At 31.7% G+C, this 15,745-nt stretch carries 20 protein-coding genes; 2 read left to right on the top strand and 18 right to left on the bottom strand.

Annotated elements, in window-relative coordinates:
- The first annotated feature begins 129 nt into the window (after window positions 1-129).
- Both J2Z42_RS10000 and J2Z42_RS09995 read left to right on the top strand, forming a co-directional pair.
- Window positions 130-1,260, top strand: a complete 1,131-nt coding sequence (locus tag J2Z42_RS10000) for a DUF362 domain-containing protein (protein ID WP_209702495.1) — start codon at window positions 130-132, stop codon at window positions 1,258-1,260.
- 157 nt (window positions 1,261-1,417) lie between these two features.
- Window positions 1,418-1,663 (top strand): MerR family transcriptional regulator, encoded by a 246-nt coding sequence (locus J2Z42_RS09995; protein ID WP_209702494.1) that lies wholly within the window; start codon window positions 1,418-1,420, stop codon window positions 1,661-1,663.
- Between the two features lie 183 nt (window positions 1,664-1,846).
- Here the strand turns inward: J2Z42_RS09995 and J2Z42_RS09990 are convergent, their stop codons facing one another.
- The 18 genes from J2Z42_RS09990 to J2Z42_RS09915 all read right to left on the bottom strand — a co-directional run bounded on the left by J2Z42_RS09990 (window position 1,847) and on the right by J2Z42_RS09915 (window position 15,269).
- On the bottom strand, window positions 1,847-2,371 hold the full coding sequence (locus J2Z42_RS09990) for a 2'-5' RNA ligase family protein (RefSeq protein WP_209702493.1): 525 nt from the start codon (window positions 2,369-2,371) through the stop codon (window positions 1,847-1,849).
- 112 nt (window positions 2,372-2,483) lie between these two features.
- On the bottom strand, window positions 2,484-2,606 hold the full coding sequence (locus tag J2Z42_RS14685) for a hypothetical protein (protein WP_281063541.1): 123 nt from the start codon (window positions 2,604-2,606) through the stop codon (window positions 2,484-2,486).
- A 299-nt stretch (window positions 2,607-2,905) separates the two neighbouring features.
- Window positions 2,906-3,856 carry a 2-hydroxyacid dehydrogenase gene (locus tag J2Z42_RS09985; protein WP_209702492.1) on the bottom strand — a complete coding sequence of 317 codons (951 nt, stop codon included), beginning with the start codon at window positions 3,854-3,856 and terminating at the stop codon, window positions 2,906-2,908.
- 270 nt (window positions 3,857-4,126) lie between these two features.
- A complete protein-coding gene (locus J2Z42_RS09980; RefSeq protein WP_209702491.1) occupies window positions 4,127-4,753 on the bottom strand; it encodes a hypothetical protein in 627 nt (208 codons plus the stop codon).
- A gap of 81 nt (window positions 4,754-4,834) precedes the next feature.
- Window positions 4,835-5,440 (bottom strand): hypothetical protein, encoded by a 606-nt coding sequence (locus J2Z42_RS09975; protein WP_209702490.1) that lies wholly within the window; start codon window positions 5,438-5,440, stop codon window positions 4,835-4,837.
- Window positions 5,441-5,452: 12 nt separating this feature from the next.
- Window positions 5,453-6,157, bottom strand: a complete 705-nt coding sequence (locus tag J2Z42_RS09970; protein WP_209702489.1) for a hypothetical protein — start codon at window positions 6,155-6,157, stop codon at window positions 5,453-5,455.
- Window positions 6,158-6,170: 13 nt separating this feature from the next.
- Window positions 6,171-6,395 carry a helix-turn-helix domain-containing protein gene (locus tag J2Z42_RS09965; RefSeq protein WP_209702488.1) on the bottom strand — a complete coding sequence of 75 codons (225 nt, stop codon included), beginning with the start codon at window positions 6,393-6,395 and terminating at the stop codon, window positions 6,171-6,173.
- 136 nt (window positions 6,396-6,531) lie between these two features.
- Complete coding sequence (locus J2Z42_RS14680; RefSeq protein WP_281063540.1) at window positions 6,532-6,654, bottom strand: hypothetical protein; 123 nt, start codon at window positions 6,652-6,654, stop codon at window positions 6,532-6,534.
- 129 nt (window positions 6,655-6,783) lie between these two features.
- On the bottom strand, window positions 6,784-7,827 hold the full coding sequence (locus J2Z42_RS09960) for a radical SAM/SPASM domain-containing protein (RefSeq protein WP_209702487.1): 1,044 nt from the start codon (window positions 7,825-7,827) through the stop codon (window positions 6,784-6,786).
- 17 nt (window positions 7,828-7,844) lie between these two features.
- Complete coding sequence (locus tag J2Z42_RS09955; protein WP_342590015.1) at window positions 7,845-8,813, bottom strand: radical SAM protein; 969 nt, start codon at window positions 8,811-8,813, stop codon at window positions 7,845-7,847.
- Window positions 8,814-8,897: 84 nt separating this feature from the next.
- Window positions 8,898-9,668, bottom strand: coding sequence for an IS21-like element helper ATPase IstB (istB, locus tag J2Z42_RS09950; protein WP_209702486.1), 771 nt, complete (start codon window positions 9,666-9,668; stop codon window positions 8,898-8,900).
- A gap of 17 nt (window positions 9,669-9,685) precedes the next feature.
- A complete protein-coding gene (istA, locus tag J2Z42_RS09945; protein ID WP_209702485.1) occupies window positions 9,686-11,236 on the bottom strand; it encodes an IS21 family transposase in 1,551 nt (516 codons plus the stop codon).
- Window positions 11,237-11,346: 110 nt separating this feature from the next.
- Window positions 11,347-11,631: a hypothetical protein gene (locus J2Z42_RS09940; protein ID WP_209702484.1), complete on the bottom strand. Its 285-nt coding sequence runs from the start codon at window positions 11,629-11,631 to the stop codon at window positions 11,347-11,349.
- Between the two features lie 175 nt (window positions 11,632-11,806).
- Window positions 11,807-12,076, bottom strand: a complete 270-nt coding sequence (locus tag J2Z42_RS09935) for an SIR2 family protein (protein WP_209702483.1) — start codon at window positions 12,074-12,076, stop codon at window positions 11,807-11,809.
- Window positions 12,077-12,094: 18 nt separating this feature from the next.
- Window positions 12,095-13,318, bottom strand: coding sequence for an IS91 family transposase (locus tag J2Z42_RS09930; protein WP_209702482.1), 1,224 nt, complete (start codon window positions 13,316-13,318; stop codon window positions 12,095-12,097).
- A gap of 275 nt (window positions 13,319-13,593) precedes the next feature.
- Window positions 13,594-14,112 carry a cysteine hydrolase family protein gene (locus tag J2Z42_RS09925; protein WP_209702481.1) on the bottom strand — a complete coding sequence of 173 codons (519 nt, stop codon included), beginning with the start codon at window positions 14,110-14,112 and terminating at the stop codon, window positions 13,594-13,596.
- 20 nt (window positions 14,113-14,132) lie between these two features.
- Window positions 14,133-14,762 carry an MBL fold metallo-hydrolase gene (locus tag J2Z42_RS09920; RefSeq protein WP_209702480.1) on the bottom strand — a complete coding sequence of 210 codons (630 nt, stop codon included), beginning with the start codon at window positions 14,760-14,762 and terminating at the stop codon, window positions 14,133-14,135.
- A gap of 162 nt (window positions 14,763-14,924) precedes the next feature.
- Window positions 14,925-15,269: a winged helix-turn-helix transcriptional regulator gene (locus J2Z42_RS09915; protein WP_209702479.1), complete on the bottom strand. Its 345-nt coding sequence runs from the start codon at window positions 15,267-15,269 to the stop codon at window positions 14,925-14,927.
- Window positions 15,270-15,745: the final 476 nt, after the last annotated feature.

The following is a 15,745-nucleotide window of genomic DNA, read 5'->3' as shown; positions in this document are numbered from 1 at the left end:
TTCATATTATAATTTGGATATTTCTTTTTATAATTTTAAAAAACTATTGACCTAAAGTTAACTCTAGGTTTTATAATTATTATGAAATATTAAAATCAATCAGTATTTTTCAAAAAGGAGCGATTAAGTATGGAAAAATCAAAAGTTTATTTTACTGATTTCCGAGCAAAACTTGGAGAAGGTTTACCAGCTAAATTAAAAAGACTTATTAAAAAGGCAGATATCAGCCAAATTGACATGAATAATAAATTTGTTGCTATAAAAATGCACTTCGGTGAACTTGGCAACTTAGGTTATCTTAGACCAAATTATGCAAAAGCAGTAGTAGATGTAGTAAAAAAATTAGGAGGAAAGCCCTTTCTAACTGACTGCAATACACTTTATCCTGGTAGCCGCAAAAATGCACTTGAACATCTGGAATGTGCCTGGGAAAACGGTTTTACTCCTCTTACAGTTGGATGCCCAATTATTATAGGTGATGGATTAAAAGGAACCGATGACATCACAGTACCTGTAATAAATGGTGAATATATAAAAGAGGCCAAAATTGGTCATGCAATCATGGATGCTGATGTATTTATCAGCCTAACTCACTTCAAAGGTCATGAAATGGCTGGCTTTGGTGGTACTATCAAAAATATTGGTATGGGTTGTGGCTCTCGTGCTGGAAAAAAAGATCAGCATATTAACGGAAAACCTCATATAATAGAGGAAAAATGCCAGGGATGTAGAAGATGCCAGCGTGAATGTGCTAATAATGGTTTATCGTTTGATGATGTAAAAAAGAAGATGACTATCAATACAGAAAATTGTGTTGGCTGCGGCCGCTGCTTAGGTGCATGTAATTTTGATGCAATTGAATTTGCAAACTGGTCAGCCAGTAGAGAGCTGAACTGCCGCATGGCAGAATATGCTAAGGCAGTAGTAGATGGTCGTCCTTGCTTCCATATTTCTCTTGTGGTAGATGTTTCACCTAATTGTGACTGTCACCCTGAAAATGACACACCAATTCTTCCAAACCTTGGTATGTTCGCTTCCTTCGATCCTCTAGCACTTGATCAAGCATGTGTGGATGCTTGTATGGCAGCTGCGCCTCTACAAAACAGTCAGTTATCTGACAACATGGCAAAACCCAACTTTCAAGATCATCACGATCACTTTGCCAATTCAACGCCAGAATCGGAATGGCACACCTGCCTTGAACACTCAGAAAAAATAGGTTTGGGTACCAGAAAATATGAACTGATTGTTATAAAATAATCTTAAATACATATAAAGATTATTACATACTTGAAAAATTAAAACTAAAAAAATTATTAAACAAAATAGCGCCCAGTTAAAACTAGGTGTTATTTTGATTTTTTATTTTATTAAAATACGTTGACCTTGAATTAATACAGTTTTAAAGGAAACTGGAATGCCAATAAAAGAAATAAAGCAATTTATAGATTGGTGTCTTGAGGGTAATGCTACTCTCAAAAATCGTCTTGAAATTTTCATTGAACACAAAAAGAAAGTTGCTGACCAAATTAGATTACTAGAAAAACATATGAAAAAAATCGACTATAAAATCTGGTATTACAAAACGTCAGTAGCTGCCGGGACTGAAGCGATCCATAGCGGTCAAGAATGCAAATTACCCGAAATAACTGCAGAAGAATGAGGTACATGATATGCATATTTGAATATTAATCGTTTTTTAAATGATAACCATTAGGAATAGTGTCAATGATATCAAAAAAATTGTTGACTATGCCACAAATTGTTTGACTCATCAAGAAACTCGGTTATAGAACAAACATCTTCTAGCAAATATATTTTAATATTAACTAACTCTGTAATTTACCTATAAGTTAAATTCTCTATATAATTTCCACTTATAATCCTCAAATTTATATATACTCACATTATCAAATAAGCATTGAAAATTACAAGGATACTTATTTACGTAATTAAATACCTTTCGATATAAAAGAGGTGTCATTCTCGTTGCCAGGGTCACATGAAATGTCTTATCTTTGCCTTCTTTTTTCTTAAATTTTATATAAGATACTGAGCCCATTTTATCAATAAGTCTATCGTGCATATTCTTGCCTTCTCTAGACATCTTTACTTTCATATAAACTACCCTATTATCAAAATGATCATAGCCTTCTATGTTAAAAGCTTCAGGTTTTTCGTCTTTCTTAAAATCTGCTATAGCATTTTCAAGTTCTGTGATATCTCCTTCATATTCAAAAGGAGCTTTAATAGTAAAATGTGCTGGCAGTTTAGACGATTTTGTCTCAAATTTTGTCCATAATTCTTTTCTCATGTTATTATTGAAATCTCCTGCTTTTCCTTTAACTACACATACAATTACATACCTCATATTTCATAATTCCTCTTTCCATCTGATATAATTAATCTCTAAAATCTAATTATTTAAGGATTAAGATGTTATAAATTAAGTTTATGAAATTCTCAAGAAAATATTATTTTTTCTATCTGCTTTTACTCCAATCCTCTAAGAATGTTTTAAGACTGTGTTCCACTTCAACTATAAATCCTTCTATTTTACTGCCTTCCTTTTTATTTAAATATATGTTTAATTCATCTTTATCCAAGATGGAAATTTCTTCATTACTTTATCATAATATATTTATGTATTCAAATTCAACTATTTCATGAATCAAATATATTTGAGAATATAATTGCCACCCAAAAATAATTTATGGTGGCAAATGGTATTTATTGAGTTATTAAATCTATCTTAAATGGCTTATTTCCTAAATAGTTTAACCACAGCTTCTACATGCCTTGTTGCTGCAATTCTGATGGCCATCGGGCTAGTACTCCCTCATTTTTCGATATCTACTTTAGTAAATATAAAAGCTCTTAAGATGAAAGCTCTCACTGAGGGTTTTTAATCTACTCTATTAATCGGCTGTCCTTTAGAAAAAGCTCTGATATTATCTTGGATCAATAAAACTAAGCGTTGTCTTGTTTCTAATCCCCGCCATCCCATGTGCGGAGTAATGATAACATTATCCATTGTATATAATGGACTAGCATCATCTAATGGTTCTACTTCTTGCACATCTAATCCCGCACCTGCAATTACATTATTTTGCAATGCGTCAATCAATGCTTTTTCATCAACCAATGCTCCCCGTGCAGTATTGACTAAATATGCTGTCGGTTTCATCATTGCTAAAGTTTCTTTATTCATCATATGTCTTGTTGATTCGTTTAAAGGACAATTAAGAGAAATAAAATCACTTTGCATGAATACTTCCTCTTTTGTTGTAAAGTGAATATTCTCAACATCTTCTCTTGGAGTTCTAGTCGATACTAAAATTTTCATTCCCAGTGCTTGTGCTACTTTAATTATTTCTTTTGCAATATTTCCATAACCGATAACTCCTAATGTTTTGCCATTTAATTCAACATGGTCAACCATTAAGTGCTTATGGAAATTATCGTGATTACCTTCCGAAAGCATACGAATCTGTTTTTGCATTGAGCTTGCCAGGTTTAAAATCAAAAGGATCGCTGTATGTGCCACTCGTTCACTGCTATACGCAGGGATGTTGCATAACATGATTCCTTTTTCGCGTACCGCATTCAAATCTATATTATTATATCCGGTTCCGGCTTCACAAATCATCTTTACACTATCAGGAAATTTTCTAATAATGTCACCTGTGATTTTCATTTCTTTCGTTACAACGATTGTAAAACCGTCAACTCGCTCCAAAATTTTATCTTCAGACGTTTCATCATAGATTACCACTTCAGATGCAATTTGTGAGTAATCAATGTTTCCATCATAATTTACCAAGCTGGCATTTAATACCACAGTTTTATCATTCATAATTTTATCTCCTTCATGTCATCTATATTTTTACCTATTTTTTTTAAGGAGGAAAAAAGCAGATTTTTAACCTGTTTTTTACCTCAAAATCGTTCTCAACCCATAAAATCTTGTGGTCGAATCCTACATTTTGCTTCCCGAACTACAACGCTTCAGCAGCACCACACTCTCCACATGGCACGAGAGGATAGGAAGTACGTCAAATGACAACTCTTGTTTGTGGGAATATATCCACCGACAAACTGAATTTTTCCAGTGACTTATAGTTTTCTAATAGTTATGTGAATAAAAATCAATTATTGGCACGCCTTTATGTATCAAGTAATTTCCGACTGCTTTTTCAATATCACCTCGATTATATCCCTTCGGTATATTGGACAACGGAAACACTAATACAAATGAAGTGTCCCAGTACTCTCCTAATTGGTGGATTAAAATTCCAGATGAAGTATATTTCCACACCAACTCATTTTTTCTTTTATAAGGATTATATCTCCATTCTTTCTTGTCATATTCATTTTCGTTTAGTGGTATATCAAAATTTATATCATTGCTCGTTGCTACAACACCTAAATGCCCACTATTAGTAAACTTCATCCAAACAATATCAGCTACGGAAACTAATTCGTTGTTTCGTTTAATCTCTTTATAATCAATTTGCAACGGATTGTATTTATTAGAATCTTTCGTTTTAACCACGATACTAATTTTTTCGAGAAAATCATTAGTGTAGTTGATGATATCATATATATCTACTATTGGAAGAGAATATTGCTCTTTAGCTTTATCTAATCTATATGTATTTTTGTAATGAACTGAACATCTATAATCTCCTTTCACACCAATAGGTGGTGTATCAGGAAAGCTCTGAAAAAAACGATGCATTTTTTCAATCATTATTACCCCCGTAAATCCACACTTTCGAACTATTTCAATTAGTATTAAAGGCTAAATGTTTTTCTACCTAACAATACACCATTACAATTTCTTCGGCAGCTTAATATCAAATTTACCACCTAATGCGGCTGCACTTATTCCAACAGCTGTGAGTACAACAAGACTTGCTACACCAAGTGTCCTCCAATTATATTCTTTCTTTTCTGAGTCTTTTTTATCAGCCATACGAGCAGTTTCCATTTCCTGTTCTCGTATCTCTGTATCTTTTTTATCCACCAGATGGGAAATTTCCATCTCACGATCAATGATTTCTTTTTGCTGTTCCTGTGTCAAATTAGGATTATCAAGGCACTTACTTAAATCAGAACGTACTTTATCAGCAAATACAATATACTCTTTTCTGCTTTCATGTAAACCTTCAAGTTCTTTATTTAAGATACCATACACTTGATTTGTACTGTCATCATCACTTGCAATAATCTTTTCAAGAATTCCTTTGTACTCAACCATTGAAGACTGAATCAGCTTTGCAAGTTCAGGAAACTGTGCAAGAACCTGCTGTGCCACTTCTGGACGCAACTCATTCAGTTTTGAAGCATAACTCAGTACATCATTTTTTGATAAATTTTTGAAATCAGACCTCTCCATAAGTGATAGGAATTGTTTTTCTACATCTGTATATTCCATAAATAACCCCCATTAGTGTGCTATCTTTATACCTTTATTTGTATCCAAGTCAAACCCTATTTGCCAAAATCCCATATCAAGCATTTTCATCTGCGGGTATGGCAAATCGCAAACCGTCATGCTCTTCCTTACAGACTCTAATCTATCTGCATTCTTCTCATAAAAATCGACAAGCTGTAAGACTGACTTGATATTATAATTGCCTGTTGCTATCTTCTGATTTTTAATACCAGATATAAAATACCTATCATAAGCCGGAACACATCCCATCGTTCCCATAAGAATTTTTGTGATGAGTGTGTAGGACAGTTGCTTCTTCAAGTCTTGCTCCTTTACTTCTCTACGAATTTTATCGTAGTATTCAATTATGAAGGCATTTATCTCCACAAGCAGATTCTGATTACCTTCCTTCTTGAATTCAGTGCATTCAATTCCCATCAGTGGATCATATTTCGGTTTTAACAATTCCTGGACAACAGGAATATGTACTTTATAATCCTTTTGCAATAAAAATGACGATCCTCTATACATTCCCCAACTTGCAAGATAAAAAGCAAGATGAAGACTTAAGTAATCGATATCAGCATCTTCCTTACCACGTGCATTATAAAAATGAGAATAGCAATATTCCCAAGAACGGTACCTTCCATTTTTATCCTGTTTTAAATAATTATAAAAGCTTGTAGATGAATTGATAATCAAATCCACCGTATCCATAGTAAATCACCACCTATTCATTTCCTGCCTTAATACAATCTCCATCTGGGAATCTAAAAGACAGCTCAAATGTAACTTCCATCACATCTGCTATTTGCTTCATCTCTTCGAGTGAAACAGTACCTCGTTTCAATTTTTTATTAAAGTTCTGAGGTGTCTGACCAATACGTCTACTAAGTTCTGCAATACTAATATTCTTTTTCTCACACAATGCTCTTATCATATCTGATGTTATCATGACATTCCTCCATTATCTACCTCTAATTATAAACCGTTTGGTTGATAAATACAATGTACTATTGTAAAAATTTACAGAACGTTAAAAGCACTATGTAATTATCTTTAACCTACACAGTGCCTTATTTTCGATACTTTTATCTTTCTACATCCACGCTTGTGCCTGACTTAAATTCCACCATGAATTTCTCCTCATAAACCGTTACCTTTTCAACCATTCGCCTCACAAAGGATTCATCATATTCTTCTATCTGCTCCATCTGCTCTGCAAGGAACTCCTGCATCTCAGCAATTTGATGTATAATCAAGTAACCAATTGCTACTCGGTTTTATGAAAAAGAGTATAACCCTATCTGTCATTGACCATTCTCTTTTCCCATTATAAATTATTATAATCGAATATCTCTTTCTACATAATTGATTAGTGTTCTATTTCTATCATCCTCATCGAATCCAGTAATAAACTCTTGAACCCTTGGGTCACTCCAACAATTATCAATTTTATTTTCCCATACTTCTGTAAAATCTTCATTGATTATATTGCCTATAATAAATGGTGCCATTCCATCAATACGAATATCCCCATTTGGTCTAATCACTGCTCCAGAACGTGGCCTTCTAGCATGATTCTGCAAACCATGTTTTACACTATTTGTTGACTTAACGCGCATACGTCCTTTGTAACGAATACGATTTTCCTCAAGTTTATCACTCAAAATCTTTCTATCTGAACCTGATAAGAGCATATCTAGATTATCACTTGACCTACCACTGAGCGAAATTCCACCAACCATAATACTAGATGCACCTAGTGAATACGCCAACGCACACATATCGTCGATATCCTTTAGGTTATAAGGAGTTACACAATGTGCTATCTTTAGAGGTATTCCATTATTAGAAATAGCAGTTGCACCTTTAATTGCTCTTTCCCAACTTCCTTCTGTTTGACGAAACAAATCATGATACTTCGATGTAGCACCATCTATGGAAACTTGAAACCAATGGTATTGATACTTTTTAAATTTTTTTACCATATCTTCAGTCAACAAGTATCCATTGGTCATTACAAGAAATATTGTACCATCATCATGTAAAATATCCATAATTTCAAACAAACTATCCCCTAAAAGCAAGGGTTCTCCTCCTGAAAGAAGACATTCAAAGACTCCACCATGTTCAACAATATACTTCGAAAATGCAGTCCACTTGTCTGGTGTCATTACATCCAACCCGGTATTTATTCCAGAATTATTATAGCAGTGCTTGCAAAACGCATTACACCTAGATGTTAATTCAAAATGTAACGATGAAAGAGGATATATATCGGAGTCAGAATAGAAACCCTTTTTTTTCAGTGCTTCATTAATTATATCTTCGTCTTGCAAATTCATTTTTCTTAATATATTAAGATATCTTCTACGGTTTTCCATATTACTTTCCTCCCAAATCAACTCAGATTAATCTGAGAACAACTTTCTGTTGTTTCGTCCCAATTATTTCTCAATTCAGTAATAAATGTATCTTCATCCTCCCATTCAGCAAGTCTTGGATTATATGTGCAATACCACGGTTTTTCATATATATTTTCGCTTAGTGAATTCGGTCTACAATCAAAACAAGCATATCTATACTCACATTCAGAGCATTCGTTAACTTTATCTTTAGTAAAATACCGTATATTGTCATCTAAAATAATCTGCTTATGTTCATCTATTACACAATGTTTCATCCGTCTCTCCATTACACAAGGAAACACTTCCATATTAGCCGAAATGTATATTTTATCACGAAAACAATTATGTCCTGAAATTAATCTTTTGCAAAATGTTCTTTTTATAGGTTTTTGGAATGACTTCTTTGTAATAAGTTTTTTCTTTATCAGTTCATCTGATAATAAATTAAAATTTGCACGACCTGACATTCTCACAACATCTTTTTCCTCACTAAGAGTATATAGATCATTTGTTTTTTCACCCAATTCAATATTCTTCATCAAAACATTACAAACTCTGTATGATATTCCATGCCTTTTTAATTCTTCTATTGTTTTATTAGTTCTTTCCAAAGAACCCTTAATTCCTGTAACCAAATCATGCATTTCTGGATTATAAGAATACACTGATAGTGCAATATGAATATTATTTTCAGCCAAATAATTAAACCACATTTCAGGAACTAATGTTCCGTTAGTGAATATTTCTATGTATTCAAATTTGCCGACAGTGTAGCTAAGCATATTTCTAAGTACTGTTTTATCACAAAATGGTTCACCACCAATTATTTGTATTTTAGGTACCTCCATCTCAAGCAAAATATCAATAACTTGCTTAAATTGTGATAACGACATAATGTTATCGCAACGAATATCCGATTCATTGTAGCAATGAATACATCTCAAGTTACATTTACTTGTAATTTCAATCCAAGCAAACTTACTGTATTTTATACATAATTTTTATGCCATATTATAATTAAAATCCTTTCCACCAAAAGATGGAAATTAATTTTCTAGACTATTAAGCCAAGCCTTAGTTTCTTTCATTCTGTAAGAGTTTCCATTCATGTTAACAACATAAGATTTATGAGTTAACCTATCGGTCATTGCTGCAGTCATCACAGGATCACCAAATATTTCACCCCACCTATCAAAAGAAAGGTTAGTGGTAATTATTGTGGATTTTTGACCAGCTCTTAAAGAAATGTGAGTAAATAGGAGCTCCGCCCCCTCTTTATCAGAAGAGATGTATCCGAATTCATCCAAAATAACTAAATCATATTTAGAAAGTTTGTTTTGATAACATCTTAAATTTTTTGCTGATTTTAATTCTTTTAATTGTGTAATAAAAAGAGGTACATTTGTAAATAATACTTTATATCCTTCTAAACATGCCTTTATTCCTAAAGCAATGGCAATGTGAGTTTTTCCAGTTCCACAATTTCCAGAAAAAATTACATTCTGTCCGTCTTTTATGAATTTTAGGCTACTAAGATGCTTCAGTTTTAATTGGGCATCTGCTGGCAAATCCTCAATGGATATATCTTCTAAATACTTCTTATATGGAAAATTAGCTGTTCTAATTCTGCTTTGAGTTAAGTTATAGTTTCTTATATCGCATTCTTTTTGAAGGAGCCCATACAAGAACTCCTCATAACTAAGGTTACTAGTATTAGCATCCTCAATTGCTAGTTCAATATCACTTTTTATAACCCCTAGTTTCATTATTTCAGCGTATGTTTTGATATCACTAATAAATGAATTCTTAGAATCCATGATTATTCACTCCCTCATTAGTTTAAAAGACTATTGAAATCTTTTAGAATATTAAGTGAATTGTTCATAATTTCATCATTATGATCTTCTAAATATATAATTTTAGGATCATCTTTTCTTGAACAAATAAATTCAATTTTATCAACACTAATATTAGTTGGACATACTTCTTGTAGATTTTTTATTGCATTATCAACAGAGACAAGCCCGTAATTACCAACTAATTCAATAAGCTTTACAAACTCTCGTTCATTGTTGTTAAAATATTTAGAGTAAATCTCTTTCAGGGTGGTATCCATTTGATTAAAGGCTGTGCTATTAACCAATGCCTTCGGCTTTCTAAAAAGTGTTTTAGCATAATGAGTAATATCTATATGCCATAGGTTAAGACCATAAACCTTATCATGTCTAGCTATCTCTTCTTGATTATAAAACACTAGAATTTTAGTAGTATATACCTTACAACGTACCATTGTACCAACATAATCATCTGGTACTGAGTAGTAACAGGAATCTACCATAATAGTTGAGTATTTGTTTACTCTTAGGTCCGAAATAGTAGCTGTTTCGTATAAAGGCATATCTGGTAATAAGTACTCTCGTTCTTCGTCTAATAATTGAAACGGTGACTTATTAGAATTGGATAAGGTTTTTGAATTTAATTTATTTAGCACTTCATCAAGGTAGGCGTTAGCCTCATTTAATGAGGTAAATGTGCGTTCTCCTGAAAATGCTTTCCTTCTTATAAATTCAACACTTCTCTCAACATGCCCCTTTTCATTGCCACTATAAGCATTACAAAACCTAAATCTAAATTTATAATATAGCGATAGCTTTAGAAGTGCCTCTGTTGGCTCTTTTTCTGTATGCCCTACAAACTTTGCTACCGCAACTCTAGTATTATCATATACAACTGTTCTATGATTACCTTTGATATGCTTAAAAAATGAGGCATGAGCTTCTAAAAAACATCCTGTATTCTGCTTTGGAAATAACCTAGCCCACCTGTAATTGCTATAAGCTGCTGTAAATACTGCTAATTGAAATTCCTTTATACTACCATCATTCCTTTTAAATTTAACTACCCCAAAATCAAATTCTACAATATCTCCTGGAGCATATTCTTGACGTATATACGCTTCGCGTTTTTTTCTTTCTATGCTGTTTACAGCATTTACTACAGACGGATAACTAACGCTATATCCTTCTTCAAGCAAAGTTTCATACATATCTATTTTTTTCTTCTGTTGTTTAGATAATCCACTTAGACGCTTTTGCTCATTTTCTTTTAAAAATTGCTCGAGTCTTTCTATAACCTCATCGGTTAAAGCCTTTTTCACTCTTGGGGATGAAATATATTTAGGTTTAGCTGTTATATCATTGATAATATTTATTTTGTCTATTTCAGCCAAGTCATGATTAATTTCAATCAACTTATTTTCATAATCTTTAACATATTTTCTTATGGTTTCTCTGCATATTCCCGTTTCTTTGCTTATCTGTCTTTGAGATTTACCTTCTCTGATATGTTTTAATATAATGTCCTGTTTTTCATTCAAGTTTATCACCCTTTGCACTTCCTCTTATACCCAACATTATTACCTAAATATTGTTTGTATAAAAGGTTTGGAAAATACTAGTGGGCAGGTTTTTAATTATAATTTGGTACAGTTATAGTTTACACAATACACTTACACCTTGAGCGGTCCTCTTTTATTTCATCTATTTGATGTGTTTCCGGTAATTCTGACATCTTAATTAATCCTTGAGCAACAAAACTATCAAGAACTTTTTTTAACTCCTCATCTACAGAGTCCACTCTTATTTGACCTTTATTAATTTGATTAACCTTTTCAGCCAATACTTTGTTAATGCTATATAACTTCGATTCATTCAAGTCATAAATACAGCTTTTTACTTTGCCATTTACAATGTATACACCATTATTTAATGTATAGTACATTTTAACACCCTTTCTAGTTTTATAATAAAATAGGCGTGGCTTTTTAGCCACGCTTTTATAGCTATCGCTTTTGAAGCGGTAGCTTGCATTCTGAATCATTCAGTATAATTATCACTTTTAAGTTAATTTATTACACTTAAACCAAACGCGAAAGCATTCAGAATGCTATCGCATTTTAAAGTTCATAAGTTATACCATGAACTCCTTCATATTTCTTAGGTTTCATTAGTCCACCACATTTTTCACAAGTAAAAGTGGGCGGTTCTAATATATCCCCATCATCCATAATATCAAAATATTGTACTACTCCTTCTGGAATCAGTTCTTCTTCTCCACATTCAGTGCATACATATTGTATTGATTCTTCTAACTCTTTACTCTTATCACTTTTAGCTTTAAATTTTGCTCTTTGCTTATCTCTTATCTTTTTGTTCTTTTTTCCCATTATACTTTCCATCCTTATTTATATATATAGTGGTTCCATTTTATCATGAATTAGTCCTTTTATCACCCCATATGTATGCATCAATTCTTCAAGTTTCCTTTTATTATCATCTAAAATTTTCTTTCTCAATTTTTCTCTAATACTTTCGCCTTCATAAACTATATCATAGAAACGCATTTGTGCTCCGCACTTATCGCATTCAAGCGCATCTACTCCAAAATACTTAAGTATTCTATACTTCCATTTTCTTAATTTTCTTTTCGTTTCTAATATTGCCTCCCTCATTAATTTAAAAAACCTTTCTCTATGTTTTTTACTTTTTGCATATATTCCATAATATCTTATCATCTTGAACCCTTTTTCAGGAATATGTCTTATTAATTTTCCTATAAAATCTATAACATCCAATGTTTCTTCTACTCTTTTACCATCTTCATGTCTTTCATAATAGAACGTAACTTTTTTTCCATCATACTTAATTATTCTCGATTCTGCAATAGCCGGTCTTGCTGCATATCTTCCCACATATTTTAAAGCAGCTTCTGCTGTTTTAACTATACCTTTTGCATATACATAAAATCCTTCTTTTGTATTCTTATATATTTTATTTTTTAATTCTCTGAACCACTTCTTCTTATTTATCATTTTTAATTCTAACTCGTCTAAAAGAAGCTTTTGCCACCTTTTTCTTAATGCTTCATAACTTATATAGTTCATTTTCTTAAAAATAGTTACATTACCCTCTCCACCTTCGGTGACAAGCATATGTACATGTGGATTCCATTTTAAATCTCTTCCAAATGTGTGTATTACTGATACTATTCCTGGGGTAAATGATTCTTTTTTATTTCTATCCTTAAAGTAGCTTATTACTGCTTTAGCTGCACATTGTGGTATTAAGCAAAGTAACTCTCTTTTTTCTGCAAATATTTTTCTGAGTTCTTTTGGTATTGTAAAAACCATATGTCTGTGTACTACATTTATTAATCTTCCAGTCATTTCTTCTGCCCAATCATCACATCTTATTTTTCCACATGATGTACAAAACCTACTTTTACATCTAAATCCTACTCTTTTTATTTCTCCACATGCTTCGCACTTAAATTCTATAAACCCTTTTTCTAAAGAACCACACTCAAGCATTTTTTCTACTTCCTTGAATATAGTTTTTCTTATCTTATCAGAATATAATATTGTAAACTCATTCCAATTTTCTTTAAAAATCTTTTTAATTACTCCCATATCTTCTTATCCTCTGAAAAATACTTTAGTATATTTTACATTATTATCGCTTTTAAGTCATGTAATTATTTACCTGTTAATATTTTCAACAAAGGCTGCGCATAAGTTTTTTCAAGCCCTACCGGGCATTTTTTTGAGGCCAAAAAATAGAAAATTCCTATATAATAAAAAAAGCCCTGAGGCGTATATAAACGCTTCAAGGCTAAAAAAACAGCTAATACTATTGCCATTGTATATATCATAGCAGTATGTTCCTTTATTTATTATAGTAAATTCTACATTAATGCTTCATCAGAATTAATAAATTCAGTTCGTGTTGATACTGCATGAAGTGCTATTAGATGTATTGGCTCATTTATAGTTGTACAGCAATCTGGTAATATTTTTACACTGTATTTTTCTGCTTCCTTAGAAATAGCTGTATGAGTTACGCAATTTTGTGTCATCATTCCGCATACAAGAAGCTCTTCTACTCCAAGTTCTGATAATACTTCTTCTAAATTTGTTTTATGGAAACTGTCAGCAAATGCTTTAATTACTATTTTTGCATTAGGAGCAGCTTTTAATATTCTCTGATGAATTTCAGCTCCATGAGTACCTTCATTAAAAAATGGAGCTATACCTTGACTGCTATCTGCAATATGCTGAATTAATATTATTGGTATATTTTTATCATTTGCTTTTACTATTGCTTTTTCTATGTTTTCTAATGTTTTTTCAGTATTCCATAGCGGAAACTTACCACCTTCAAAATAATCATTTTGTAAATCAATAACTAAAAGTGCTTTTTTCATTAATAAAAACCTCCTAAAATTTATAATTTTTCATTTTTCCATATTTTATAAAAATAATTAAATTGTTTTTCATATTCTATTGTACTGCTCTCTCCATGTGCTGGATGTATTCTAATAAAATTCTTATGTCTATCAATCAAGTGAATTATTGACCTTTTAAGAGTATCTAAATCTCCTGTTGGAAAAGTCCATTTACCAACAGCTTCTTTAAAAAGAGTATCTCCTGTATACAAATCATCATCTATCTTATAACATACACTTCCAATAGTATGTCCTGGTGTGTGAATCACTTTAATATTTTTATCACCAAGCGGTAAAACAGTTGTTTCGTCAATTTTTACTATATTTATATCATTTAATGAATATGTTTTCTCTCTTCCATAGAACTCAAATCCATTTTTATGATTATCACATAATATTTCATATTCATCTTTGTGCAAGTAAACAGGTAAATCAAAACAGTCTATTGCACCTATATGATCTATATGACCATGGGTTAGTAGTATCCCCAAAACTTCTAAATTATTTGTCTTAACATAATTTAAAAGTTTTTCTTTTTCATATCCTGGATCAACTATATAACACTTATTGTTATGAACAATAAAATAACAGTTAACCGGTATTTCCCCGTGTAGTAATAATTTTTTCATTATATTTACCCTCAAACTCCTTCAGCTTATTAGCCTTGTATCTTTATCTCTAAAGCTTTGATAGGTTTATAATATCATCAATAATTTATTTTGAAAATTACCCACTTTTTTGTGTGTATCATAATTTAATCTAATAGTAAAAAACGTCAATACTTGAATACTTTAAGTATCAATGCTTTTTATTTTTTCATTTAAATATTCTTCACCTATTTCTTGCATGATTTCCAAAGCCTTTATTATCTTTTCTCCTCTTCCTTCCGTAAGGAAATAATCTACTCTTAATGGATAACCGTCATGCTGTATTTTATCTACCAAGCCAAAATCTCGTAATTCATTTAATTGTTCAAGTAGCATCTTCTGGCTGATCCCTTTAATATCTTTTTCTAATTGAGAAAGAGAAGTTTTTCCATAATGTTTTAATTGCCATAAAATAACTGTTTTCCATTTCCCTTTTAAAATATCATGTGTAATTTCTAATGGGCAAGTACATTCCTTTCTAAGTTTCACTTAAAATCCTCCACCTATAATCTTTAATTTTATTGTACATTTTTATTTTAGCATTAATATTTATTGTAGACAAGCATTATATTTTTTATTGCCAACTATGCTCAAAGTAAGAATTATTTTCCTTCTAATATTAATTATTAGACCCACTTACTATACAGCAGGATTCACTTTATGTTACCCCCTGTATTTTTGCTCACATTTTTTCAAACACTTTGTCACCACACTTTATACATATAATTTCTTATACGGACAGTAAATAGCTAGAAGGCTCCTTGATGATTACTTTTACTAGGCTTTCAGCTTAACTGGATTTGTCACCTAATGAAGCAATGCCCTTATATTATCGAATTTGCTACTTACAGATAAATCTTCTTTACTATACAAAGAAAATCCAGTGCTCGAGATTCAATGTAAAATAATCACCCAACACTTATTAAACGTTGAGTGATCATGTATTCCCCTTAATATTAACTATT

The organism is Clostridium algifaecis (genome assembly GCF_017874415.1).
Taxonomy (GTDB): Bacteria; Bacillota; Clostridia; order Clostridiales; family Clostridiaceae; genus Clostridium_B; species Clostridium_B algifaecis.
This window is presented reverse-complemented; position numbering and strand designations above follow the sequence as displayed.

Coding starts and splice junctions, on each gene's coding strand:
- J2Z42_RS09970 (WP_209702489.1), bottom strand. CDS start 6,157: ATGGATACGGTGGATTTGATTATCAATTCATCTACAAGCTTTTATAAT.
- istB (WP_209702486.1), bottom strand. CDS start 9,668: ATGGATTCTAAGAATTCATTTATTAGTGATATCAAAACATACGCTGAA.
- J2Z42_RS09985 (WP_209702492.1), bottom strand. CDS start 3,856: ATGAATGATAAAACTGTGGTATTAAATGCCAGCTTGGTAAATTATGAT.
- J2Z42_RS09960 (WP_209702487.1), bottom strand. CDS start 7,827: ATGGAAAACCGTAGAAGATATCTTAATATATTAAGAAAAATGAATTTG.
- J2Z42_RS09990 (WP_209702493.1), bottom strand. CDS start 2,371: ATGAGGTATGTAATTGTATGTGTAGTTAAAGGAAAAGCAGGAGATTTC.
- J2Z42_RS09965 (WP_209702488.1), bottom strand. CDS start 6,395: ATGATAACATCAGATATGATAAGAGCATTGTGTGAGAAAAAGAATATT.
- J2Z42_RS14680 (WP_281063540.1), bottom strand. CDS start 6,654: ATGGAGCAGATAGAAGAATATGATGAATCCTTTGTGAGGCGAATGGTT.
- J2Z42_RS09980 (WP_209702491.1), bottom strand. CDS start 4,753: ATGATTGAAAAAATGCATCGTTTTTTTCAGAGCTTTCCTGATACACCA.
- J2Z42_RS09920 (WP_209702480.1), bottom strand. CDS start 14,762: ATGAAAAAATTATTACTACACGGGGAAATACCGGTTAACTGTTATTTT.
- J2Z42_RS09995 (WP_209702494.1), top strand. CDS start 1,418: ATGCCAATAAAAGAAATAAAGCAATTTATAGATTGGTGTCTTGAGGGT.
- J2Z42_RS09940 (WP_209702484.1), bottom strand. CDS start 11,631: ATGTACTATACATTAAATAATGGTGTATACATTGTAAATGGCAAAGTA.
- J2Z42_RS10000 (WP_209702495.1), top strand. CDS start 130: ATGGAAAAATCAAAAGTTTATTTTACTGATTTCCGAGCAAAACTTGGA.
- J2Z42_RS09925 (WP_209702481.1), bottom strand. CDS start 14,112: ATGAAAAAAGCACTTTTAGTTATTGATTTACAAAATGATTATTTTGAA.
- J2Z42_RS09975 (WP_209702490.1), bottom strand. CDS start 5,440: ATGGAATATACAGATGTAGAAAAACAATTCCTATCACTTATGGAGAGG.
- J2Z42_RS09935 (WP_209702483.1), bottom strand. CDS start 12,076: ATGGGAAAAAAGAACAAAAAGATAAGAGATAAGCAAAGAGCAAAATTT.
- J2Z42_RS09930 (WP_209702482.1), bottom strand. CDS start 13,318: ATGGGAGTAATTAAAAAGATTTTTAAAGAAAATTGGAATGAGTTTACA.